23 protein-coding genes are annotated in these 23397 nt (G+C 69.2%); 6 read left to right on the top strand and 17 right to left on the bottom strand.

Annotated features, from left to right (window positions below):
- The first annotated feature begins 179 nt into the window (after window positions 1–179).
- On the top strand, window positions 180–1115 hold the full coding sequence (locus RALTA_RS05525) for a MurR/RpiR family transcriptional regulator (protein WP_012352449.1): 936 nt from the start codon (window positions 180–182) through the stop codon (window positions 1113–1115).
- A 22-nt stretch (window positions 1116–1137) separates the two neighbouring features.
- On the opposite strand, the gene RALTA_RS05520 is transcribed toward RALTA_RS05525, so the two are convergent.
- The 4 genes from RALTA_RS05520 to RALTA_RS05505 all read right to left on the bottom strand — a co-directional run bounded on the left by RALTA_RS05520 (window position 1138) and on the right by RALTA_RS05505 (window position 6505).
- Window positions 1138–3576: a DNA internalization-related competence protein ComEC/Rec2 gene (locus tag RALTA_RS05520; RefSeq protein ID WP_012352448.1), complete on the bottom strand. Its 2439-nt coding sequence runs from the start codon at window positions 3574–3576 to the stop codon at window positions 1138–1140.
- Window positions 3577–3647: 71 nt separating this feature from the next.
- Entirely contained in the window at window positions 3648–4508 is an 861-nt protein-coding gene (locus tag RALTA_RS05515) for a TatD family hydrolase (protein ID WP_012352447.1), read from the bottom strand.
- Between the two features lie 13 nt (window positions 4509–4521).
- Entirely contained in the window at window positions 4522–5262 is a 741-nt protein-coding gene (gene lolD, locus RALTA_RS05510; protein ID WP_012352446.1) for a lipoprotein-releasing ABC transporter ATP-binding protein LolD, read from the bottom strand.
- Window positions 5255–6505, bottom strand: coding sequence for a lipoprotein-releasing ABC transporter permease subunit (locus RALTA_RS05505; RefSeq protein ID WP_012352445.1), 1251 nt, complete (start codon window positions 6503–6505; stop codon window positions 5255–5257). The genes lolD and RALTA_RS05505 overlap by 8 nt, the downstream gene beginning before the upstream one ends.
- Window positions 6506–6687: 182 nt before the next feature.
- On the opposite strand from RALTA_RS05505, the gene RALTA_RS05500 reads away from it, so the two are divergent.
- Together RALTA_RS05500 and recJ are read left to right on the top strand one after the other, a co-directional pair.
- Complete coding sequence (locus RALTA_RS05500) at window positions 6688–7854, top strand: hypothetical protein (RefSeq protein ID WP_041232102.1); 1167 nt, start codon at window positions 6688–6690, stop codon at window positions 7852–7854.
- Between the two features lie 36 nt (window positions 7855–7890).
- The gene (recJ, locus tag RALTA_RS05495; protein WP_012352443.1) at window positions 7891–9594 is read left to right on the top strand and encodes a single-stranded-DNA-specific exonuclease RecJ; all 1704 of its coding nucleotides are present in this window, start codon (window positions 7891–7893) and stop codon (window positions 9592–9594) included.
- A 27-nt stretch (window positions 9595–9621) separates the two neighbouring features.
- Here recJ and RALTA_RS05490 read toward each other — a convergent pair whose 3' ends face one another.
- Window positions 9622–10347, bottom strand: a complete 726-nt coding sequence (locus RALTA_RS05490) for a M23 family metallopeptidase (protein WP_012352442.1) — start codon at window positions 10345–10347, stop codon at window positions 9622–9624.
- Between the two features lie 191 nt (window positions 10348–10538).
- Between RALTA_RS05490 and prfB the strand changes: the two genes are divergently transcribed.
- From prfB to lysS, 3 genes are all read left to right on the top strand, one after another.
- Window positions 10539–11643, top strand: a protein-coding gene (gene prfB / locus RALTA_RS30240; protein WP_115671049.1) for a peptide chain release factor 2 whose coding sequence is annotated in 2 segments (ribosomal slippage) — window positions 10539–10619 and window positions 10621–11643 — 1104 coding nt in all. Because the reading frame shifts where the segments join, the coding sequence is not laid out codon by codon here.
- A 100-nt stretch (window positions 11644–11743) separates the two neighbouring features.
- Complete coding sequence (locus RALTA_RS05480; protein ID WP_012352440.1) at window positions 11744–12502, top strand: SDR family oxidoreductase; 759 nt, start codon at window positions 11744–11746, stop codon at window positions 12500–12502.
- A gap of 48 nt (window positions 12503–12550) precedes the next feature.
- On the top strand, window positions 12551–14104 hold the full coding sequence (lysS, locus tag RALTA_RS05475; protein ID WP_012352439.1) for a lysine--tRNA ligase: 1554 nt from the start codon (window positions 12551–12553) through the stop codon (window positions 14102–14104).
- A 100-nt stretch (window positions 14105–14204) separates the two neighbouring features.
- Here the strand turns inward: lysS and iscX are convergent, their stop codons facing one another.
- The 12 genes from iscX to RALTA_RS05415 form a co-directional block, all read right to left on the bottom strand.
- Window positions 14205–14399 (bottom strand): Fe-S cluster assembly protein IscX, encoded by a 195-nt coding sequence (gene iscX, locus RALTA_RS05470; RefSeq protein ID WP_012352438.1) that lies wholly within the window; start codon window positions 14397–14399, stop codon window positions 14205–14207.
- A gap of 34 nt (window positions 14400–14433) precedes the next feature.
- Window positions 14434–14772 (bottom strand): ISC system 2Fe-2S type ferredoxin, encoded by a 339-nt coding sequence (fdx, locus tag RALTA_RS05465; protein WP_012352437.1) that lies wholly within the window; start codon window positions 14770–14772, stop codon window positions 14434–14436.
- Between the two features lie 40 nt (window positions 14773–14812).
- Window positions 14813–16678, bottom strand: coding sequence for a Fe-S protein assembly chaperone HscA (hscA, locus tag RALTA_RS05460; RefSeq protein ID WP_012352436.1), 1866 nt, complete (start codon window positions 16676–16678; stop codon window positions 14813–14815).
- 96 nt (window positions 16679–16774) lie between these two features.
- Window positions 16775–17293 carry a Fe-S protein assembly co-chaperone HscB gene (hscB, locus tag RALTA_RS05455; RefSeq protein ID WP_025582294.1) on the bottom strand — a complete coding sequence of 173 codons (519 nt, stop codon included), beginning with the start codon at window positions 17291–17293 and terminating at the stop codon, window positions 16775–16777.
- A 55-nt stretch (window positions 17294–17348) separates the two neighbouring features.
- Window positions 17349–17573 carry a DUF3565 domain-containing protein gene (locus tag RALTA_RS05450; RefSeq protein ID WP_012352434.1) on the bottom strand — a complete coding sequence of 75 codons (225 nt, stop codon included), beginning with the start codon at window positions 17571–17573 and terminating at the stop codon, window positions 17349–17351.
- 34 nt (window positions 17574–17607) lie between these two features.
- Window positions 17608–17928 carry an iron-sulfur cluster assembly protein IscA gene (gene iscA, locus RALTA_RS05445; protein WP_012352433.1) on the bottom strand — a complete coding sequence of 107 codons (321 nt, stop codon included), beginning with the start codon at window positions 17926–17928 and terminating at the stop codon, window positions 17608–17610.
- Between the two features lie 40 nt (window positions 17929–17968).
- Window positions 17969–18367, bottom strand: a complete 399-nt coding sequence (gene iscU / locus RALTA_RS05440) for a Fe-S cluster assembly scaffold IscU (RefSeq protein WP_010809025.1) — start codon at window positions 18365–18367, stop codon at window positions 17969–17971.
- Window positions 18368–18434: 67 nt separating this feature from the next.
- A complete protein-coding gene (locus RALTA_RS05435; RefSeq protein WP_025582298.1) occupies window positions 18435–19658 on the bottom strand; it encodes an IscS subfamily cysteine desulfurase in 1224 nt (407 codons plus the stop codon).
- A 52-nt stretch (window positions 19659–19710) separates the two neighbouring features.
- Window positions 19711–20262 carry a Fe-S cluster assembly transcriptional regulator IscR gene (gene iscR, locus RALTA_RS05430; RefSeq protein WP_012352431.1) on the bottom strand — a complete coding sequence of 184 codons (552 nt, stop codon included), beginning with the start codon at window positions 20260–20262 and terminating at the stop codon, window positions 19711–19713.
- 129 nt (window positions 20263–20391) lie between these two features.
- Window positions 20392–22488: a site-specific recombinase gene (locus tag RALTA_RS05425; protein ID WP_012352430.1), complete on the bottom strand. Its 2097-nt coding sequence runs from the start codon at window positions 22486–22488 to the stop codon at window positions 20392–20394.
- Between the two features lie 85 nt (window positions 22489–22573).
- Entirely contained in the window at window positions 22574–23062 is a 489-nt protein-coding gene (locus RALTA_RS05420; protein WP_012352429.1) for a low molecular weight protein-tyrosine-phosphatase, read from the bottom strand.
- Between the two features lie 84 nt (window positions 23063–23146).
- Entirely contained in the window at window positions 23147–23389 is a 243-nt protein-coding gene (locus tag RALTA_RS05415; RefSeq protein ID WP_012352428.1) for a hypothetical protein, read from the bottom strand.
- Between the last annotated feature and the right edge of the window lie 8 nt (window positions 23390–23397).

Genomic DNA, 23397 nt, shown 5'->3' with positions numbered 1-23397 from the left:
GCGCCATTATACCCAGCACCCGGCCATCGTCGACCCGATCGGGCCTCACAATCGCGCATAAAATCCCGAAATCAGGGCAAACCCGGAGGGCAGGCCGTACCGCATTTCAGGCAAGATGCCGCGCCAATCGATGTAGAATCTCTACATTCCCTCACACACCGATACCTCCGCCTGCCGCCATGCGCGACCGCATCCTTGCCGTCTACGACACCCTTCGTCCTTCCGAACGCCGCCTGGCCGACTATGTCGCCCGCCACGGCGCCGCCGTGATCCGGCTGTCGATGCCGGAACTGGCCGAGCGCGCCGGCGTGTCGCAACCCACCATCGCGCGTTTCTGCGCCGCGCTGGGCTATGACGGCTTCCGCGAATTCAAGCTGCAGTTCGCGCAGAACGTCGGTGGCGGCACGCCCTTCGTGCACCAGGATGTGGCAGCCGACGACCGCCCCGCGGATATCGCCGGCAAGGTGTTCGACCGCACCATTGCCACGCTGATGAGTGTGCGCAATGCCCTCTCGGCCGACCAGATCGAGCATGGCATCCGGCTGCTCGCCGGGGCGCGGCGCATCGAGTTCTACGGCTGCGGCAACTCCGGCATCGTCGCGCTGGACATCCAGCACAAGTTCTTCCGCCTGGGCATGCCGACCGTCGCCTATGCCGACCCGCACGTGTTCAGCATGTCGGCGGCGCTGCTGGCGCCGGGCGACGTGGCCGTGCTGGTCTCCAACAGCGGCCGGACCTGGGACATGCTGACCGCCGCCACGCTGGCGCGCGGCAGCGGTGCCAGCGTGCTGGCGCTGACCCACAGCGGCTCGCCGCTGGCGCGGCTGGCCGATGTCTGCGTGTTCTCGGACGTCGAGGAAGACAGCGAGGTCTACACGCCGATGACCTCGCGCATCAGCCACCTGGTGCTTGGCGATGTGCTCGCCGCCGGCGTCGCGCTGGCGCGCGCGGACACCGTCGCCCCGCGCCTGCAGCGCGCCAAGGCGCATCTGCGCGAGCGGCGCATCGCCGGCGCGGAGCCGGCACCGGCACGAAGCCGCGCGCGCGCCGCGGCGGCGCAGACAGCCACGCCCGCGCCGACCGCTGCGCGCCCCAGCCGCCGCAAGGCCGGCTGACTGGCCCCCGGCACCGCGCCCGCTAGCGCGGCGCCGGTGGCCGGACCCGCCAGTAGCGCGGTTCGGCCTGCCGGAACATCGACAGCGCGTCACCCGCACGCGCCGTATCCATGATGACCGCGCCGGTGTCGTCGGTGCGATAGCGCAAGACACCCGCGCGGCCAAAGCGCTCCCAGACGTCGGCGTTCGGATGGCGATAGCGGTTGGCGTAGCCCAGCTGGAACACCGCCGCCGCCGGCGCCACCGCCGCGATCCAGTCCGCGCCGGACGACGTGCCGCTGCCGTGATGCGCCACCACCAGCACGTCGGCACGCAAGGCGCCGACCGGCAAGCGGTCAAGCAGCGCACGCTCCTGCGCCAGGCCGATATCGCCGGTCAGCAGCAGGCTGTGCGCGGCCGTATCCACGCGCAGCACGCAACTGCGCGCGTTGCTGGGGATGGCGGCCAGCTGGGCCTGCTCCGGCGGCGGGTGCAGCACGGTAAACCGCACGCCGTCCCACTGCCACTGCTGTCCCGCCGCGCACGGCGGCCATTGGCCCGGCCTGGCCCCGGGCTGCCCGGCGCCAAGCAGCGGGTGCCCGGCAGGCGCACCGGTGCTGCGCGCGACCACGGACACTGCCCCGACCACGTCAGCCACGCCGCCGGCATGATCGATGTCTTCATGGCTGACCATCAGGTGATCGAGCTGTGTCACGCCCTCGGCGCGCAATACCGGCACCACCACTTGCGCGCCGGCGCTGGACCCGGTGGCGTAGCCGGGCCCGGTGTCGTACAGCAGCGCGTGTGCGCGCGTGCGCACCAGCACCGCCGTGCCCTGCCCCACGTCGAACATCACCGCGCGGAACTGGCCGTCGGCAACCGGCGGGCCGCGCGCCACCAGCATCGGCAGCATCAGCAGCGCGCCATGCCAGCGCAGCCGCGCCGAAGCCACGGGCGCCACCAGCAGTGCAACGCCCGAGCCGGCAAGCAGCAGCGCCGCCGGCCCCGCGCTGGCCGCCTCCCACATCGCCCACGGCTGCCGGGAGAACCATGCCAGCACGGCAGCCAGCGCCACCATCGCGAAATGGGCCACCGCCATGACCGGTGCGGCAAGCCACAGCGGCAGCGCGGCGCCCAGCAGGGCCAGCGGCGTCACCAGCAGGCTCACCACCGGAATCGCCACCGCATTGGCAAGCGGCGACACCACCGAGACCTGGCCGAACAGCAGCAGCGTCAGCGGCACCAGACCGATGGTGACGGCCCACTGGGTGCGCGCCCCCGCGGCCAGGGCGGCCCGCAGCCGCTGCCAGCGGCCCGCCCTCGCGGCGTCCCGTCCCGGCCGGGCAGCGAAGAAGATCACCGCGACGGCACCGAATGACAGCCAGAAGCCGGGCAGCATCACCGCCCACGGGTCCAGCAGCAGCGCCACCAGGGCCGCCCACGCCAGCACCACCGATGCCGGCGGCGCGCGTGCCCCCCACACCGCGACCGCGGCGACGCAAAGCATGGCGACGGTGCGCAGCGCCGGGATCTGCATGCCGGCCAGCATGCCGTAGCCTATCGCGGTGGCCACGGCCACCGCCAGCGCGGCTTGCCGGGCCGGCAGCCACAGTGGCAGCGGCCGGCGGAGGCAGTGACCGCAGCCGAACGAATGGCGCCATAGCAGTCCGGCCAGCGACGCCGCCATGCCGGCCACCATGGTGATGTGCAGCCCGGAAATGGCCACCAGGTGGCTCACGCCCGTGCGGCGGAACAGCTGCCAGTCTTCCGCCTCGATGCCGCGCTGGTCGCCGATCACCAGCGCGACCAGCACGGCGCCGAAGCGCGCGCCGGCCGGCAGCGCCGCGCGCAGGCGGTCGCGCACGGCGGCACGCCAGGCTTCGATGCGCCAGGCCAGCCGCTCGTGGGCCGCGTTCTGCGGCGGCCCCTGCGCGCGGCGCACATAGCCGGTCGCGCCATAGCCCTGCGCCAGCAGCCAGTAGGCGTAATCGAAGCCGGACGGATTGGCGAGCCCGCGCGGGCGCCGCAGGCGCAAGGTCAGCGTGAAGCGCTGCCCCGGCCTCAGGTCGGGCGGCGCGTCGCGCCAGTTGAGGATGACACTGCCTGGCAGCGCCGGCGCCTGCGCCGGCCCGGCTGAATGCTCGATGGTGAACGCGAAACGTGTGCCTGCGGCGGTCTGCGCGGGCAAACCGGACACTACCCCGCGCACGTCGAGGTCGCGCGCCTCCAGCGCCGCGGGCAGCCATTGGTCCAGGCGCAGCTCGGCGCGCCAGGCAGCCCAGCAGAAGGCGGTGGCGAAGGCCAGCGCCGCCATCGCCACGCTTTGCAGCATGGCCGGCAGGCGCCTGCGCCACAGGGCCATGGCCATGGCGCACAACGCCAGCAGCGCCGCGCCCAGGTGCAAGGCGGGCTGGGACGGCAGCGCCGATTGCTGCTGCAGGGTCCAGCACCCGGCCACGAAGGCCACCACGAAGCGACGCACGGCACCTCCTCCGATGATCTTGCATCACCGGAGTTGTACCCGCGCGCAGGCGCGGCAAGCTTGTCAGCCTGTCAGGGAGATGTGGAAGTTGTGTGACCGCCGGAAAGCGCGGGCGCCATGGTGTCGGCAAAGGCCGCCAGGCGCGGCAGCGCCGCCACGGCATTGCGCCAGGTCGCCTGCGCCAGCGTCTGCGCGTCGATGCCGCGCAGCTCCGCCATCACGCGCGCCACGCCCGCCACCTCCGCCGGCGTATTGCGCGCCTTGTGCTGTTCCCCGAACTGGTCGTCCGACAGCCACGCCGGCGCGATGTCCGGCGCATCGGTTTCCAGCACCAGCGCTTCCAGCGGCAGCTCCGTCGCCAGCCGGCGGATCTGGCGCGCGCGGCTGAAGGTGACATTGCCGCCGAAGCCCAGCTTCATCCCCTGGTCGACGAAGCGCCGCGCCTGTTCGTGGCTGCCGTTGAAGGCGTGGGCAATGCCGCGCTTGATACCGAGCTTGCGCAGCTGCGCGCCGACCTGGTCCTGCGACTTGCGCACATGCAGCAGCACCGGCAGGTCGAACTCGCGCGCGAGCTTCAGCTGTTCGGCGTAGAGCCAAGTCTGGTGCTCCGCGTCGAGCCCGGCCACGAAGAAGTCGAGCCCGATCTCGCCGATGCCGACGAAGCGCGGGTCGTCCATGCTGGCGGCCACCTGGCGCCGCAGCGTATCCAGCTCGGCCTGCCCCGCGCCGGGCGAGCACAGCGGGTGGATGCCCAGCGCGTAGACGCAGCGCGCATCGCGATGCGCCAGCGCGCGCACGGTGTCGAAGTTCCATGCGGCCACCGCCGGCACCACGATGCCGCGCACGCCGGCGGCCTCGGCCGCGTCGGCGACCTGCTCGCGGTCCGGGTCGAACTCGCCGGCATCGAGGTGGCAATGGGTGTCGATCCACATGGCCGCGGCCGCTTCAGCGTTCCTGGTGCAGGTGGCCGTCGCGCAGCCGCAGCACGCGGTCGCAGCGGCCGGCGAGGTCGAGGTCATGCGTGACGATGACGAAGCTGGTACCGAGCGTGCGCGACAGTTCCAGCATCAGGTCGTAGACGCCGCCGGCGGTGTGGTCGTCGAGATTGCCGGTGGGCTCGTCGGCCAGCACGCAGGCGGGCTGGCCCACCAGCGCGCGCGCAATGGCAACGCGCTGGCGCTCGCCGCCGGACAGCTCGCCCGGCCGGTGCCGCGAGCGCCCGCCCAGCCCCACGCGCTCCAGCATCGCCTGCGCAACTTCGCGCGCGGCCGACTGGGTCAGGCCGCGGATGCGCAGCGGCATCGCCACGTTGTCGAGTGCGGTGAATTCCGGCAGCAGGTGATGGAACTGGTAGACAAAGCCCAGCGAGCGGTTGCGCACCACGTTGCGCTCGCGCTCGCGCAACGCCGTGAACGGCTTGCCGAGCAGCGCGACGCGGCCGGAATCGGGCTCGTCGAGCCCGCCCAGCACATGCAGCAGCGTGCTCTTGCCCGAGCCCGAGGCGCCCACGATGGCCACTTTCTCGCCGGCGTTGACGCGTACGTCGACACCGCGCAGCACGTCGACGTCGAGCTCGCCCTGGCGGAAGCGCTTGGTCAGGCCCTCGGCCACCAGCACCGGCGCACCGGTGCGCGGCAGGCCCGGGGCGGGTGTGGAAGTATCGGCTTGCAGCACGGCTTCACTCATAGCGCAGCGCCTCCGCCGGGTTGACGCGGGCGGCGCGCCAGCTGGGATAGAGCGTGGCCAGCGTGGCCAGCACGAAAGAGATGATGCCGATGGTGGCGATGTCGTTCACGCGGGGATCGGAAGGCAGTTGGCTGATGAAATAGATGTCGCGCGGCAGGAACTGCACGTGCAGCACCCGCTCGATGAAGGGCACGATCACGTCGATATTGGTGGCGATCAGCGTGCCGCCGGCCACGCCCAGCAGCGTGCCGATAAAGCCGATGGCCACGCCCTGGACGATAAAGATCTTCATGATCGAGCCCGGCTGCGCGCCCATGGTGCGCAGGATGGCGATATCGGCCTGCTTGTCGGTGACGGTCATCACCAGCGTCGACACCAGGTTGAACGCGGCCACCGCGATGATCAGCGTCAGGATGATGAACATCATCCGCTTCTCGGTCTGCACCGCGGCAAACCAGTTGCGGTTCTGCTTCGACCAGTCGCGCAGGTAGAGCTCGCCCGACATGGTGCCGGCCAGTTCCTGCGCCACCAGCGGCGCGCGCTGCATGTCCTGCAGCTTCAGGCGCACGCCGGTGGGGCCGCTCAGGCGGAACAGGGTCTCGGCGTCCTGCAGGTTGACCAGCGCCAGCGCGCTGTCGAACTCGAAGTGTCCGGACGAAAACACGCCCACCACGGTGAACTGCTTGAGCCGCGGCAGCACGCCCGCCGGCGTGATGGTGCCCTGCGGCGCCAGCAGCGTGATCTTGTCGCCGACCTGGACGCCCATGGCGTTGGCCAGCTCGTTGCCCAGCGCGATGCCGAAGCTGCCCGGCACCAGCGCCGCCATGCTGCCGGCGCGGAACTGGCTGCCGATCTCGGACACCTTGGGTTCCTGCGTCGGCTCCACGCCGCGCAGCAGCACGCCACGCACGGCATCGTCGCGGGTCAGCATGGCCTGCGCCGCCACATAGGGCGCGGCCCCGACCACCTCCTTGTTCTGCAGCGCCTCGGCCGCGGTCTTCTGCCAGTCCGGCAGCGCCGACGGGCCGATCACCTCGATATGCGCCAGCACCGACAGCATGCGGTCGCGCACTTCCTTCTGGAACCCGTTCATCACCGACAGCACCACGATCAGCGCGGCCACGCCGAGCGCGATCCCCAGCATCGAGATCATCGAGATAAACGAAATGAAGGTGTTGCGGCTGGCGCGCTTGCTTGCGCGGGTATATCGCCAGCCGATCTGCCACTCGTAGGGAAATTTCAAGAGGATTCCTGTTGTTTCGGGAAAGCGCCAGGGCCCGTCGGGGCGTCGCCGGCGACACGCAGGCAGCGGCGGCCGGCGGCGTCACGGTCACGCCGCGCTCACGTCGCGGCCACGTCGCCGTCACGTCGGGCTCAGGGCCCGGGACTGGCGCGAGCCAGCCGGGAGTTTACAATCTCGCCACCATGATGACGCACCTGACCCTGATTGTGCCCTTTTCCGTCCCGCCCGGCGCTGGCGACGACGGCCGCGACGACGTCGTTCCCGGCGCGCTGCTGCGGCAATTGGAGCTGCCGGCGCTCGGAAAGTTGCTGACCCGGGCCGCACCCGGTCCGCGCGAGCGGCACGACGACCCGTTCCTGCGCAGCCTGCCGCAAGAGCGCTGGCTGGCCGGCAAGGCGGGACTGGACACGGTGCGGGTGCCGCTGGCGCCCTATATGCGGCTGGCCGACAACGGCGGCGCCACTACCAGCGCCACTACCAGCGCCACCACCGGCGCCACCACCGGCGCCCCGGCGGCCACCCCGGCCGCCGCGGACGGCCAGTCCTGGGCCTGCCTGCAGCCGGTGCACATCCACGCCGCGCGCGACCACCTGGTGCTGATGCCGCCGGGCCAGCTCGGCCTGCGGCCGCAGGAAGCCACCGCGCTGCGCGAGGCCATCGACGCGCTGCTGCAGGAATCCGGCATCACGCTGGAGACGCCCTGCCCGCAGCGCTGGTACCTGCCCGAGGCCGTGTTCGGCCCGCTCGAGGCCACCACGCCGCTGCGCGCGGCGGGCCGCAATATCGACATCTGGATGCAGGCCGGCGAGCGCGCGCGCGACTGGCGCCGGCTGCAGAACGAAATCCAGATGACGTGGTTCGACCACCGCGTCAACCAGGCCCGCGAAGCCGCCGGCGAGGTGCCGGTCAACTCGGTCTGGCTGTACGGCGGCGGCGCGCTGCGGCCGGTGCCGCGGCTGGCCGATACGGTGCTGAGCTGCGACCCGTTCCTGAGCGGCCTGGCGCTGGCCGGCGGCAGCCGCGTGCTGCCGGTGCCGGCCGGCCTGGCCGGCGCGGCCGCGCTCGAAGGCTCGGTACTGACGATGCTCGACAGCGCCACCGAAGCCCATGTCGCCGAGGACTGGGGGCTGTGGCTGGACCGCATGCACGCGCTCGACGCCGACTGGTTCGCCCCGGCGCTGGAAGCGCTGGCGGCCGGCCGGATCGGCGCCATCACGCTGGTGCTGGGGGGCGAGAACCACTTTGCCGAGTTCACCGTGCGGCGCGCCGACCTGCGCAAGTTCTGGCGCGGCATGGGCCAGCGCGGCGACTGGCGCGCGCTGCTGTCCGACCTCGCCCTTGCCGCCTGAAGCCATCGCTCCCGACACCCCACTGCCGCCCCGCCCATGACCCGGATCGCCATCCGCCAGTATTCCCCCGAACACGCCAGCGCGCTGGCCGCCACCGGCCTGCACCCGACGCTGGCGCGCATCCTGGCCGCGCGCGGCGTGGCCCGCGCCGCCGAGCTGGCCACCGACCTGCCCGAACTGGTGCCGCCCGCGGCCATGAAAGGGATCGGCCACGCCGCGGCTTACCTGGCGGATGCCATCGCCGCCGGCAAGCGCCTGCTGATCGTCGCCGACTATGACTGCGACGGCGCCACCGCCTGCGCGGTCGGCGTGCGCGGCCTGCGCATGCTGGGCGCGCGGGTCGAGTACATCGTGCCCAACCGCTTCGAGTACGGCTATGGCCTGACGCCGGAGATCGTCGCGCTGGCGGCGAAGCAGAATCCGGACGTGATCGTCACCGTCGACAACGGCATCGCCAGCGTCGACGGCGTCGCCGCGGCCAATGCGCTGGGCATCGACGTGGTAGTGACCGACCACCACCTGCCAGGCGCGGAACTGCCGCAGGCCGCGGTGATCGTCAACCCGAACCAGCCGGGCTGCGAATTCCCCAGCAAGAACCTGGCGGGCGTGGGCGTGATGTTCTACGTGCTGCTGGCGCTGCGGGCCGAGCTGCGCCGCCGCGGCGTCTACACCCAGCAGACCCAGCCGCCGCTGCAGACGCTGCTGGACCTGGTGGCGCTGGGCACCGTGGCCGACGTGGTCAAGCTGGACACCAACAACCGCATCCTGGTGGCACAGGGCCTGCGCCGCATGCGCGCCGGACGCATGCAGCCCGGCGTCGCCGCGCTGTTCCGCGCCGCCGGCCGCGAGGCCGCGCGCGCCAATACCTTCGACCTGGGCTTTGGCCTGGGCCCGCGCCTGAATGCGGCCGGCCGGCTGGCCGACATGTCGCTGGGCATCGAGTGCCTGCTGACCGACGATGCCAACCGCGCCTGGGAAATCGCCCAGGAGCTGGACAGCATGAACCGCGAGCGGCGCGACATCGAGGCCGGCATGCAGCAGGAAGCGCTGCGCATCCTCGAGCAGCCCATGGCCGGACTGGCCGGCGCGGACGCCTCGCGCTTTACCGTCAGCGTGTTCAACGATACCTGGCACCAGGGCGTGATCGGCATCGTGGCGTCGCGGCTGAAGGACAAGTTCCACCGCCCCACCATCACCTTTGCGCCGGGCGACGACACCACCGTCAAGGGCTCGGGCCGCTCGATCCCCGGCTTCCACCTGCGCGACGCGCTCGACCTGGTGTCCAAGCGCCACCCCGGCATGCTGCTCAAGTTCGGCGGCCACGCCATGGCGGCGGGGCTGACCGTGCGCGCCGAACGCTTTGCCGAATTCCAGGAAGCCTTCGAGGCGGTCGGGCGCGAATGGCTGACCGACGACCAGCTGGCGCGCGTGATCGAGACCGACGGCGATATCGAGGACCAGTGCTTCAGCCCCGAGTTCGTCAGCCTGCTGGAACAGCAGGTGTGGGGCCAGGGCTTCCCGGCGCCGACCTTCTGCGGCGAGTTCGACGTGCTGCGCCAAAGCGTGCTCAAGGGCAAGCACCTGAAGCTTCAGCTGGGGCGCGGCAGCCAGCGCTTCGACGCGATCTGGTTCAACCATGCCGACTCGCTCGGCGCCAGCGCGCAGGTGGCCTACCGGCTCGACAACAACACCTTCAACGGCGTCACCCGCGTGCAGCTGGTGATCGAGCACGCGCAGTAAGCGTGCCCGCGGCGCAGCGCGCCCGGCTCAGCCCCGCGACGGCAGGTAGGCGGCCGGATTCACCGGCTTGCCGTTGCCGCGCACCTCGAAGTGCAGCTCGCTCGGGCTTGCGCCCATGCGGCCCACGTCCTGCCCCGCCGACACCTGTGCGCCCTCGCTGACCAGCGGCTGGTCGAGGTTGCCATAGACGGTGAGCCAGTCGTCGTTGTGCTTGACGATCACCAGCATGCCGTAGCCGCGCAGGTTGCCCACATGGATGGCGCGGCCGGCGGCGGCGGCGCGCACCGTGCTGTTGGCCGGCACGGCGATGCTCAGGCCCTTGCTGGCCGGCGGCGCGAAGCTGGCCGTGACGCGACCGTCGGCCGGCCACTGCAGGCGGATGCTGCTCGCCGGCGGGCGGGACGCCGCGGCGCCGTCGACGCGCGGCGTATCGGTCACGGCCTGGTCGGAGCCGGTCGACGCCGTCGCACTGCCTGCCGCGGCGCCGGGCGGCCGCACCCGGATCAATTGCCCCACTTCGATCTGGCTCGGGCTGGTGATGTCGCTGTTCCAGCGGGTCAGGTCGCGCACGCTGCGACGGTGCTTGCGCGCAATCGAATACAGCGTGTCGCCGCGCTCGACGCGGTAGTAGCCGTCCGGCACGGGCCCGCCCGTGGTGCCGCAGGCGGCCGTGAGCGCCGCCGTCGCGGCCGCCAGCAGCAGGCCCAGCGTACGGCGCCGGCCTGGCTCGAGATCATGTCTGGTTTTCGTCATGCGTCCTGTTCTTGGTCTGTGCCGGGGGCGGCTTGCAACCCGTATTATCGCCGTGCGCGCCGCCCGGCACCCCCGGATAGACCGCGCGGGCGCCGTTGCGTTCGGCTGGCGGCCGCGCCGCAGAGGGCGGGAAGCCGCGATCTGCGGCGCCGATCCGCTATAATTCGAGGTTTTCGAAGCGCAGGAACATCATGGAAGCAGAACGCCTCAACGCCATCTCCGGTGCCATCTCCGATCTCCGTTCCCGGACGGAAGATCTACGGGGGTATCTTTGACTACGATGTCAAAGTAGGAAGGCTGGACGAAGTCAACGGCCTGCTGGAAGACCCCGACGTCTGGAACAACCCCAAGCGGGCCCAGGACCTCGGCAAGGAAAAGAAGATGCTCGAGGGCGTGGTCGGCGTCCTGGGCAAGCTCACCGATGACCTCGTCGGTGCCGAAGAGCTGTTCGAGCTCGCGAAAGAGGAAGGCGACGACGACACGCTCGAGTCGATCGAGGCCGACGTCAAGGGCTTCGAGGCAGTGGTGGCGGACATGGAGTTCCGCCGCATGTTCTCCGGCGAGATGGACCAGGCCAACGCCTTCATCGATATCCAGGCAGGCGCCGGCGGCACTGAAGCGTGCGACTGGGCCTCGATGCTGCTGCGCCAGTACCTGAAGTACTGCGAGCGCAAGGGCTTCAAGGCCGAGGTGCTGGAAGAGTCCGAAGGCGACGTTGCCGGCATCAAGAGCGCGACCATCAAGATCGAGGGCGAGTACGCCTTCGGCTACCTGCGTACCGAGACCGGCGTGCACCGCCTGGTGCGCAAGTCGCCGTTCGATTCGTCGGGCGGGCGCCATACCTCGTTCTCGTCGGTGTTCGTCTACCCCGAGGTGGACGACTCGTTCGAGGTCGAGATCAACCCGGCGGACCTGCGCGTGGATACCTACCGCGCTTCGGGCGCGGGCGGCCAGCACATCAACAAGACCGATTCGGCGGTGCGGATCACGCATATCCCGACCGGGATCGTGGTGCAGTGCCAGAACGACCGCTCGCAGCACCGCAACCGCGCCGAGGCCATGTCGATGCTGAAGTCGCGCCTGTACGAGCACGAGATGCGCAAGCGCCAGGCCGAGGCCGACAAGCTCGAGGCCGGCAAGACCGACGTGGGCTGGGGCCACCAGATCCGCTCCTACGTGCTGGACCAGAGCCGGATCAAGGACCTGCGCACCAACGTGGAAATGTCCAACACCCAGAAGGTGCTGGACGGCGACCTGGACCCGTTCATCGAGGCCAGCCTCAAGCAGGGACTTTAAGTCCGTACCCGCCGCCGGCCGGCGGCGGCACAGCAACCCATCCATCGCTGTACCGCCGCCCGCGCCATGCCGGCACGACGGCCTTTCCGACCGGGGCACCATGAGCGAAGCCAATCACCTGTACATCATCACCGGCGCCTCGCGCGGGCTGGGCGCGGCACTGACCAACGCCCTGCTGGTGCCGGGCAACCGCCTGATCTGCGTCGCGCGCAGCCGCAACACCGAGCTCGAACGCATCGCCACGCTCAGCGGCGTGCCGGTGGCCTGGCACCTGCAGGACCTGTCGCAGGCCGGCCCCGCAGCCACCTGGCTGGCCAGCGTGCTCGACACGCTCGACCTGCCGCCGACCAGCGCCACGCTGATCTTGAACGCCGGCGTAGTCGAGCCGATCGGGCCGGTCGCGGCGCTGCAGGAAAAATCGCTGGTGCCGCACCTGCTGACCAACCTGGCGGCGCCGATGACCATGACCGCGGCGTTCCTGGAGCGCACCGAGAAGTTCGGCTGCCCGCGCAAGGTGCTGGCGATCTCCTCCGGCGCGGCACGGCGCCCGATCGAAGGCTGGAGCGCCTACTGCGCCGGCAAGGCCGGGCTCGACATGTTCATGCGCTCGGTCAATGCCGAATACGCCCACGCCGAGGCGCCGCGCACCGTTCGCGCGGTGGCGCTGGCGCCGGGCGTGATCGATACCGGCATGCAGGCCACCATCCGCAATGCCGATTTTGCCCAGGTGCAGCGCTTCCGCGAGCTCAAGGCCAACCAGCAGCTCGCGTCGGCCGAGGAAACGGCCGGCCGCATCGTCGCCTACCTGCACCGCCCGGATTTCGGCAGCACCGAGCTGGACGATCTCCGCAACTACTGAAGCCATACTGAACCCGCGCGCTGCCCGGCGCGCGACCGACAAGACATCATGACCGAACCGAATCGCGCCCAGGCCCCGGCGCAGAACAAGGCCGCCGCCGACACGCCCGCCGTCGACGAAAACAAGATCATCGCGGAGCGGCGCGAGAAACTGGCCGCGCTGCGCCAGCAAGGCGTGGCCTTCCCCAACGATTTCCGCCCGACCCACCAGGCCGCCGCGCTGCAGGCGCAGTACGCCGACACCGAGCAGGCCACGCTCGAGGCCGCGCCGGTCGAGGTCGCCATCGCCGGGCGCATGATGCTCAAGCGCGTGATGGGCAAGGCCAGCTTCGCCACCGTGCAGGATGGCAGCGGCCAGATCCAGTTCTACATCACCCGCGACAAGGTCGGCGAAGAGGTCTACGCCGCCTTCAAGCACTGGGACCTGGGCGACATCATCAGCGCCCGCGGCGAACTGTTCCGCACCAACAAGGGCGAGCTGTCGGTGCAGGTGCGCGAGCTGCGCCTGCTGTCCAAGTCGCTGCGCCCGCTGCCGGACAAGTTCCACGGCCTGGCCGACCAGGAAATGAAGTACCGCCAGCGCTATGTCGACCTGATCGTGTCGCCGGAAACGCGCAACACCTTCCGCGCCCGCACCGATGCGATCTCGTCGCTGCGCCGCCATATGGCCGACGCCGGCTTCATGGAAGTGGAAACGCCGATGCTGCACCCGATCCCGGGCGGCGCCGCGGCCAAGCCGTTCATCACGCACCACAATGCGCTGGACATGCAGATGTTCCTGCGCATCGCGCCCGAGCTGTACCTGAAGCGCCTGATCGTCGGCGGCTTCGAGCGCGTGTTCGAGATCAACCGCAACTTCCGCAACGAGGGGGTGAGCCCGCGCCACAACCCCGAGTTCACCATGATGGAGTTCTACGCGGCCTACACGGATTACCGCTGGCTGATGGACTTCACCGAAGACCTGATCCGCAAGGCCGCGATCGACGCGCGCGGCAGCGCCGTGCTGACCTACCAGGACCGCGAGCTGGACCTGTCCAAGCCGTTCCACCGCCTGACCATCTGCCAGGCGATCCAGAAGTTCGCGCCGCAGTACACCGACGCGCAACTGGCCGATGCTGAATTCCTGCGCACCGAGCTGAAGAAGTTCGGCGTCAACACCAACGCGCCGCAGTTCCTCAACGCCGGGCTGGGCACGCTGCAGCTGGTGCTGTTCGAGGAAACCGCCGAAAGCCAGCTGTGGGAGCCCACCTTTATCGTCGACTACCCGGTCGAGGTCTCGCCGCTGGCGCGCGCTTCGGACACGGTGCCGGGCATCACCGAGCGTTTCGAGCTGTTCATCACCGGCCGCGAGATCGCCAACGGCTTCTCCGAGCTGAACGACGCCGAGGACCAGGCCGACCGCTTCCGCAAGCAGGTCGAGCAGAAGGACGCCGGCGACGAGGAAGCGATGTACTTCGACGCCGACTACATCCGCGCGCTGGAATACGGCATGCCCCCGACGGGCGGCTGCGGCATCGGCATCGACCGGCTGGTGATGTTGCTGACGGACAGCCCGAATATCCGCGACGTGATTCTGTTCCCGCATCTGCGCAAGGAAGACTGAGGCACTGCAAACCGAGCGGTCGATTAGTTCGTATCGTCCAGCATCAAAGCAAAAAGGCCTGCATCAAGCCGGCCTTTTTCTCATTCCTGACATCAGGAATTCATTCCGCTTCCTCGATCCACGCCTGCTGGATCGCCTCCAGGATCTTCTCGCCCGAGCGCGCCGGATCGTCGGCAAAGCCGTCGAGCTCCAGCACCCAGCGGCGCAGGTCGGTAAAGCGCACGCCGGCCGGATCGACCTCCGGGAACTTGTCGTACAGGGCTTCGGCGATGGCGTAGGTGTCGGTCCACTTCATGGGCTTGTTCTCCGCTGAGGTCTGTGCCGGCCGCTCAGTGGCCTTCCTTGGCGTGGTTGATGGTGTACCTGGGGATCTCGACGGTCAGGTCTTCCTCGTCGACGATGGCCTGGCACGACAGGCGCGAATTCGGCTCCAGGCCCCAGGCCTTGTCGAGCAAATCCTCTTCCTTCTCCTCGGCCTCGTTGAGCGAGTCGAAGCCCTCGCGCACGATCACGTGGCAAGTGGTGCAGGCACAGGACTTCTCGCACGCGTGCTCGAGATCGATACCGTGGGAGAGCAGCGAGTCGAGCACGCTGACGCCCTTCTCGGCCTCGATCACCTTCCCTTCCGGGCAGTATTCGACGTGGGGCAAAACTATGATCTGTGGCATGTCGTTTCCTGGGTTCTGTAGTGCGGTACAGGCGCGGTGATCAGCCCAGCTCCTGCACCTTGCGCCCCGCCAGTGCGCTTTTGATCGAGCGGTCCATGCGGCGCGCCGCAAATTCGTCGGTGCCGTGCGAGAGCTTTTCCACCGCGGCGCGGATGGCCAGATGGTCCTCGCCGGTGGCAATCTCGCGCACCGTGGCCATCAGCGCTTCCACCGCGGCGCGCTCGTCGGCGGACAGCAGGTCGCCGTCGGTTTCCAGCGCGCGTTGCGTGGCCTCGACCAGGCGGTCCGCTTCGACGCGTTCCTCGGCCAGCGCGCGGCTCTTCATGTCGTGCTCGGCTTCGCGGAAGCTGTCCTGCAGCATGCGCGCGATATCGTCGTCGGCCAGCCCGTACGACGGCTTGACCGTCACCGAGGCCTCCACGCCCGAATGCGTTTCGCGCGCGGTCACCGACAGCAGGCCGTCGGCGTCGACCTGGTAGGTCACGCGGATGCGCGCGGCGCCGGCCACCATCGGCGGGATGCCGCGCAGCTCGAACCGCGCCAGCGAACGGCAGTCGCTGGCCAGCTCGCGCTCGCCCTGCAGCACGTGGATCGCCATCGCGGTCTGGCCGTCCTTGAAGGTGGTGAATTCCTGCGCCCGCGCCACCGGGATGGTGCTGTTGCGCGGAATGATCTTCTCGACCAGGCCGCCCATGGTCTCGACGCCCAGCGACAGCGGGATCACGTCGAGCAGCAGCCAGTCTTCGCCCGGGGCATGGTTGCCGGCCAGCAGGTTGGCCTGCATCGCGGCGCCCAGCGCCACCACGCGGTCCGGATCGAGGTTGGTGAGCGGGTTCTGGCCGAAGAAGTCGCCAACCGCCTTGCGGATCGACGGCATGCGCGTGGCCCCGCCGACCAGCACCACGCCCTTGACCTCTTCCGGGCCCACGCCGGCATCGCGCAGCGCCTTGCGCACCGGCGCCAGGGTCTTCTGCACCAGGTGGGCAGTGATCTGCTCGAAGATCTCGTCGGTCAGCGTCAGGTGCACGATCTCGCCGGACTCCAGCACCGCGTCGATCACCGTGCTGTCGGCTTCCGACAGCGCTTCCTTGGCGGCGCGCGCGCGCACCATCAGCAGGCGCATGTCCTGCGCCGACAGCGGCTGCAGATTGGCCTGCTCGACGATCCAGCACAGCAGGCGCTGGTCGAAGTCGTCGCCGCCGAGCGCCGAATCGCCGCCGGTGGCCAGCACTTCGAACACGCCCTGGGTGAGCTTGAGCACCGAGATATCGAAGGTGCCGCCGCCCAGGTCATACACGGCATAGATGCCTTCGGCGGCGTTGTCGAGGCCGTAGGCAATGGCCGCGGCGGTGGGCTCGTTGAGCAGGCGAAGCACTTCCAGGCCGGCCAGGCGCGCGGCGTCCTTGGTCGCCTGGCGCTGGGCCTCGTCGAAATACGCCGGCACCGTGATGACGGCGCCGACCAGGTCGTCGCCCAGGCTGTCTTCGGCACGCTGGCGCAGCGTGGCCAGGATCTCGGCCGAGATCTCCACCGGGCTCTTCACGCCGGCCGCGGTCTTGATCTGCACCATGCCCGGCGCATCGACGAAGTCGTACGGGCTGTGCTCGATATTGGCGACGTCGCGCAGCCCGCGGCCCATGAAGCGCTTGACCGACACGATGGTGTTCTTGGGGTCGCGCACCGCTTCGTCCTGGGCCCGGTAGCCGATCTGTGCGGTACGGTCCGGCAGGTAGCGCACGACCGACGGCAGCAGCGCGCGGCCGCGCTCGTCGGCCAGCACCTCGGGGATGCTGCTGCGCACCGCGGCCACCAGCGAGTTGGTGGTGCCGAGGTCGATGCCGACGGCCAGGCGGCGTTGGTGGGGCGCCGGCGACATGCCGGGTTCGGAAATCTGAAGCAGTGCCATGGTAATTCTTCGCTGTCTTGTACGGCAGGGGAACCCGCCAGCTGGGCGGATTTCAGGCCGGGCGCCATTGTGTCATGGCCCCGGCGATCTTGCCGGTCAGTCTTCCAGCCGGTCGATGGCCTCGCTGGTATCGTGCTCGATCTTCTCGATAAACATCAGTTGCCGCACCGCGCCGCCGGCCGCCTCGTTGTCGCCAGCGTCCAGCAGCGCGCCGAGTGCCGCGTGGCGCTCGCGCTTTTCCTGGCGCAGTTCGCGCAGCAGCGCATCGAGCCGGTCCACTGCGCGCTCTTCCACCGCTTCCTGCAGCGCTTCGCGCCATTCCATCTGCTGCATCAGGAAGGCCGGCGTCATGGCCGTGTTGTTCTCGGCCTGCACATCGACGCCGCGCAGCTTCAGCAGGTAGGTGGCGCGCCGCAGCGGCTGGCGCAGCGTGCGGTAGGCTTCGTTGGCATGCGCGGCCCACTGCATCGCCACGCGGCGCTCGGCATCGCCGGCCTTGGCGAAGCGGTCCGGATGCGCCTGCGACTGTACGGTCCGGTACGCCGCGTCGAGCGCGGCCTCGTCGACGCCGTACTGCACCGGCAGGCCGAACAGCGCAAAAAAATCGTCTTTCAACTGCTTCCCCAAGAAAAAAGAGCGGCCGCGCCGCCCTTCGTCCGTGCTGCCGCCGCTACCGCGCAGGCTGGCCGGCCCACTCGGCCGGCGGCTCGTTGCGGTCGCACTTCAGGCAGTTCACCCGCGTGCCGATCATGGCGGCGCGGCCCGCCTCGCTTTGCGTCCACGGCCGCGACTGCCACGGCGGGTCGTGCCGCACATGCTGGCCATGGCCGCAGTCGAGTTCGGCCACCCAGTGGCCTTCCTCGTCGCGGCGGAAGCCGACGATGCGGCGCTCCACCGGCCCTGCCCGCGTCAGCCTGCGCTGGCGTGCGTCAGACCGTGAACGACTCGCCGCAGCCGCACTCGTCCTTGACGTTGGGGTTGTTGAAGCGGAAGCCTTCGTTCAACCCTTCGCGCGCGTAGTCGAGTTCGGTGCCGTCGATATACGGCAGGCTCTTCGCGTCGACGATGACCTTGATCCCGTGCGATTCGAACACGTTGTCTTCCGGCAGCAGTTCGTCGACGTATTCCAGCTTGTAGGCCAGGCCCGAGCAGCCGGTGGTCTTCACGCCCAGGCGCAGGCCCACGCCCTTGCCGCGGCGTTCCAGGTAGCGCGCCACATGCTTGGCGGCCTTCTCGGTCATGGTGATCATCGTTGCGTTCCTTCGTCGATGCCGTGGTCAGTGCGACAGCTCAGGCGGCCTTCTGCTCGGCGCCGTGCTTCTTCTTGTAGTCTTCGACGGCGGCCTTGATCGCGTCTTCGGCCAGGATCGAGCAGTGGATCTTCACCGGCGGCAGCGCCAGTTCCTCGGCGATCTGGGTGTTCTTGATCTCCAGCGCCTGGTCCACGGTCTTGCCCTTGACCCACTCGGTCACCAGCGACGACGAAGCGATGGCCGAGCCGCAGCCATAGGTCTTGAACTTGGCGTCTTCGATCACGCCTGCTTCGTTGACCTTGATCTGCAGCTTCATCACGTCGCCGCAAGCCGGGGCGCCGACCATGCCGGTGCCGACCGCGTCGTCGTTCTTGTCGAACGAACCGACGTTGCGGGGGTTTTCATAGTGGTCGAGAACCTTCGTGCTGTATGACATTTGGCTTACCTCTTGCGTATCTTTTACGGGGGGTCTTGCTGTTATTTTCGCGGGATCCGGCGGGTGTTCAGTGCGCAGCCCACTGGATCGAATTCAGGTCGACGCCGTCCTTGAACATTTCCCACAGCGGCGACAGGTCGCGCAGCTTGCCGATCTTGCTCTTGAGCAGCTCGACGGTGTAGTCGATTTCCTGCTCGGTGGTGAAGCGGCCCACCGTGAAGCGGATCGAGCTGTGCGCCAGCTCGTCGTTGCGGCCCAGCGCGCGGAGCACGTACGAGGGCTCCAGCGAGGCCGAGGTGCAGGCCGAGCCCGACGACACCGCCACGTCCTTGATCGCCATGATCAGCGACTCGCCTTCGACGAAGTTGAAGCTGACGTTCAGGTTGTGCGGCACGCGGTGCTCCAGGTCACCGTTCAGGTAGACCTCTTCCATGTCCGACAGGCCGTTCCACAGGCGGTCACGCAGCATGCGGATGCGCTCGTTTTCGGTCGCCATCTCTTCGCGGGCGATGCGGAAGGCTTCACCCATGCCGACGATCTGGTGCGTGGCCAGCGTGCCCGAGCGCATGCCGCGCTCATGGCCGCCGCCGTGCATCTGCGCCTCGATGCGCACGCGCGGCTTGCGGCGCACGTACAACGCGCCGATGCCCTTCGGGCCGTAGGTCTTGTGGGCCGAGAACGACATCAGGTCGCACTTCAGCTTGTTCAGGTCGATCGCCACCTTGCCGGTCGCCTGCGCGGCGTCGCAATGGAAGATGATGCCCTTCTCGCGGCAGATCTCACCGATCTGTTCGACGTCCTGGATCACGCCGATCTCGTTGTTGACCAGCATCACCGACACCAGGATGGTGTCCGGGCGCAGCGCCTGCTTGAACACGTCCATGTCGAGCAGGCCGTTTTCCTTCACGTCCAGGTACGTCACTTCAAAGCCCTGGCGCTCCAGCTCGCGCGTGGTGTCGAGCACGGCCTTGTGCTCGGTCTTCACGGTGATGATGTGCTTGCCCTTGCCCGAATAGAAATTCGCGGCGCCCTTGATCGCCAGGTTGTCCGATTCGGTCGCCCCCGAGGTCCACACGATCTCGCGCGGGTCGGCACCGACCAGTGCGGCCACCTGCTCGCGCGCCTCTTCCACCGCGCGCTCCGCGTCCCAGCCGTACGCATGGCTGCGCGACGCGGGATTGCCGAACTGCTCGCGCAGGTACGGAATCATCTTGTCCGCCACGCGCGGGTCCACCGGCGTGGTGGCCGAGTAATCCATGTAGATGGGGAAATGTGGGGTGCTCATCGTTATGACTGCCTTGTAAGGGACCGCTGATCGCTGTGTTGCTGTCTTGCCCGCGCGCTCAGGATTGCGCCAGGCTGAAAACTGAATTCACCATTCTGGCCCGGACCGGCTTTTCCTGCTTGTCGGCCTTGCCGCGCGCGGCGGCGACCGGCTGCGCGGCGTCTTCGCGCATGTCGTGCAGCACGGCGGGCTGGCGCTCGCGCTGCTGGTCCACCAGGTTCTTGAGGGAAACGGAGTCGAGGTACTCGACCATCTTCTGGTTCAGCGTGGCCCACAGCTCGTGGGTCATGCAGCGCCCCGAGCCGTCATCTCCGTTACAATTGCCCTTGCCGCCGCACTGGGTGGCATCCAGGGGCTCGTCCACGGCGATGATGATGTCCGCCACGGTGACGTCCTCGGCCTTGCGCGCCAGACTGTAGCCGCCGCCCGGGCCGCGCACGCTTTCGACGATCTCGTGCCGGCGCAGCTTGCCGAACAGCTGCTCCAGGTACGACAGCGAGATCTTCTGCCGCTGGCTGATGCCGGCGAGCGTGACCGGTCCCTGGTCCTGGCGCATGGCCAGGTCGATCATGGCAGTGACCGCGAAGCGGCCTTTGGTGGTCAGTCTCATGGTGCAGGGCTCTGGGGTGAAGCGTGGGGGTGAAGCTAATACTTGATCGTTTCCGTCAAGTATAAAGGTACCCGACTAATTCAGTCAACTACCCCTGCCGCACCGCACCACCCCGACCCACCCTGCCCCTCAGGCCTGGCGCCCGCCTGCAGCCGCCCGCTCGGGCGCCACGCGCGGCGGTACCAGCAGCGACAGCGGCTGTTTCAGGATGCGCCGCCGCACGGCCGCGCTCAGCTCGGCGCGATCGACCCGCCGCAGATTGCGTGACCGCAGCGCCATATTGAACGCCAGCGCGAAGCTGACCGCCACATTCAGCATGCCCATCAGCGCAATGCCCGCGACCGCCAGCCACAGCGCCGGCATGCGCAGCGCATCCCACCCCAGCACGCCGATCGCCGCGCCGACCGACCCGGTCGACAGCGTCACATGGCGCACTTCCATATGCGGGCCGAAAAAGCTCAGGATCTCGGGCCCCAGCCCCAGCAGCAGCCCCAGCGACACATTGGCGACGATGCCCGACAGGTTGCGCTTCCAGAAGTCCGCCATGCGGGTGGCGCCGCGCGCGCCCAGCACATATTGCAGGCGGCGGTGGCAGGCCATCACGTCGTGCACGCGATGCAGCGCGAACCAGTTGTCGGCCCAGCCCGCGAACAGGCTGGACAGCCACAGCAGCACGCCGGTAAAGGCCGCGTATAGCGGCGTCGGCCCCAGGATCGAGAAGGACTCGATGGTGGCGATCGCCTTGGCCGGAGTGATCAGGTTGGTGCCCAGCAGCCGATGCGCCAGCCACTGGACGCCCAGCGCCACCGGAAACACCACCGCCAGGTTGCCGGCAATGGCGGCCGCGTTGGAGCGGATCATGGCGACGGTGTCGTCGACGAAGATCTCGCGCCCTTCCGGCCGCCCCGCGCCGTCGAGCCGGTGCGCCAGCGCGGGCCCGGTCATGGCCGGCTGCTTGGTCGCCAGCGTGAAGTGCGCGAAATGGATGGCGAGGAAGCTGCCGGCATAGTTGAGCGAGGCCAGTACGCCCTCGCTGAACTTGTCCAGGTGCAGCCCGTAGATCAGGAACTTCAGGTACACCGTGGCCACCGAGACCAGGCCGCCGCCGGCCGCGGCCCGCACCAGTTCGGCATATTCGCGGCGGTCGCGCGTGATGTAGTGCTCGCCGGTCTCGGCCGAGCGTTCCACCACCTTGCGCGCCAGCTGCGCGAACGAGGTCCCGGCCAGATGCGCAATGCTGCGCCGCGCCTGGGTCGAGCGGATCAGCTCGGCCACCAGGTGCGCCGGCATGCCGCGCCGGCCGGGCTCGACCCACGCCGCCAGCAGCAGCTCGATGCGGCTGAGCTGCACCTTCATGCGCTCGATCTGGAACACCACCTCGACCGACACGCCGTTTTCCTCCAGGTCTTCGTACACCTGGCGCGCGGCCGCGTGGCAGCCGTCGAGCAGCGCGCGGAAGTAGTTCAGGCGATGCCCGAAGCTGCTGTCGTCGCGGCGCAGCCCGTCCTCGCGCAGGGCCTGGATGGCCTCGTCCAGGCGAAAGAACGGCGTGTCCTCGACACGCCCCGCCAGCCGCGAGCGGATCGCCTGGCTCAGGCCGGTGGCGCGCACCTGGCTGACCAGCACCGCGATGCTGGTGACCAGCGTCTGTCCCAGCGCCTCGCGGTAGCGCGCCAGGCCGGACGCCGCGCCATCGGCGTGGCCGGCCTCCAGCACGCGTGCCAGCCGGGCCATCAGCATATCGTCGATGGCCTCGACCCAGTCGGCATCGTCGTCGCCGACGAACACCAGCGTGAACAGCGCGGCCATGTCGCTGCGGTTCGGCGGCGGCGGCAGGAAGCGGCTTTGCAACCGGCTCACCATCTCGCTGAAAAAGCCGGGGTGCTGGGCCACGCCGGTATCGCAGAACAGGCCGGTGGGATCGTTCTCGCGCAGCAGGCTGCGCACTGTCCGGGCAAAGCGCGCGGCCCAGTCCGGGTGCCGCTCCAGCACCTGCAGCAGGTAGCGCAGCCGCACGTGCTCCGGATAGCGGCGCGGCGCGCCGTCTTCCTCGCCGTCAGCGTCGGCGCCGAGTCCGCCGTCGCGGCGGATCCAGAAGGCCAGTTCGATCAGCCAGCCGTTGCGCTCGGCCAGCGGCGCCTCAGGATCGGCCGCGGCCAGGATGGCGTCGAGCTGCAGGCTGGCATTGCGCGACTCGCGCCACTTGCGGAACAGTTTGCGAAGCATGGATTCTCGTCGGGTACGGGCCGCCGGCCGCGGGCGCATCGCGCCACGGCGGGGCCCGGGAAAGACAGCGCGAAGGCTGGCTGGATCAGCCGGCCGGAGGCTGCAGGCGCTGGCGCAGTTCGGCCACCAGGCCGTCGCAGGCATCTTCGATGTAGTCGAGCACGCGCTCGAAGCCATCGCCTTCGCCGTAATACGGGTCCGGCACCTCGTCGGCGTCGTGGCGGGTGGCGAAGCTCATCAGCAGCCGCACCTTGTCGCCGGCATCCGGGCGCAGCCGCAGCAGGCCGGCAAGGTTCTCGCGGTCCATCGCCAGGATCAGGTCGAAGCGGTCGAAGTCCGGCACGCCGACCTTGCGCGCGCGCAGCGCGGACAGGTCATAGCCGCGCTGCAGCGCATGGCGCTGGGTACGGGGATCGGGCGCGCGGCCGAGATGATATTCGTGCGTGCCCGCCGAATCCAGCTCAACCAGCGCCGCCAGTCCGGCGGCATCGAGCTTGGCGCGCAGCACGCCCTCCGCCGTGGGGGAACGGCAGATATTCCCCATGCAACACATCAGGATGGCGTATGGCTTCATCGGATCAAGGCTTGGCAAGATGGCACGGCAGGCGCGATTCTACCTGCGGCGCCTTGCCGCCTCCCCGCTTGCCGCCGCCGGTCGCTAGGCGAGCTGCTTGGCCAGGCGCTCGCCGTGCGCAAACCCGGCCACCAGCGCCGCCTCGGCCGACTTGTAGTGGTCGGTAATGAGCGAGGTCTCGGTCAGCGTGCCCGCGGCCCGGATGTTGGTGCCGGGACGGCAGACGCGCACGGTGTACGACCATTCGCTCTGCGAGCGCTGCCTGACCTGCACTTGCACTTCGTGGGTTTCATAGACCTTCTTCTTCCATTCGCCGATGTCGGTCATTGTGGTTC

Origin of the sequence: Cupriavidus taiwanensis LMG 19424 (assembly GCF_000069785.1) — a bacterium.
Taxonomy (GTDB): Bacteria; Pseudomonadota; Gammaproteobacteria; order Burkholderiales; family Burkholderiaceae; genus Cupriavidus; species Cupriavidus taiwanensis.
This window is presented reverse-complemented; position numbering and strand designations above follow the sequence as displayed.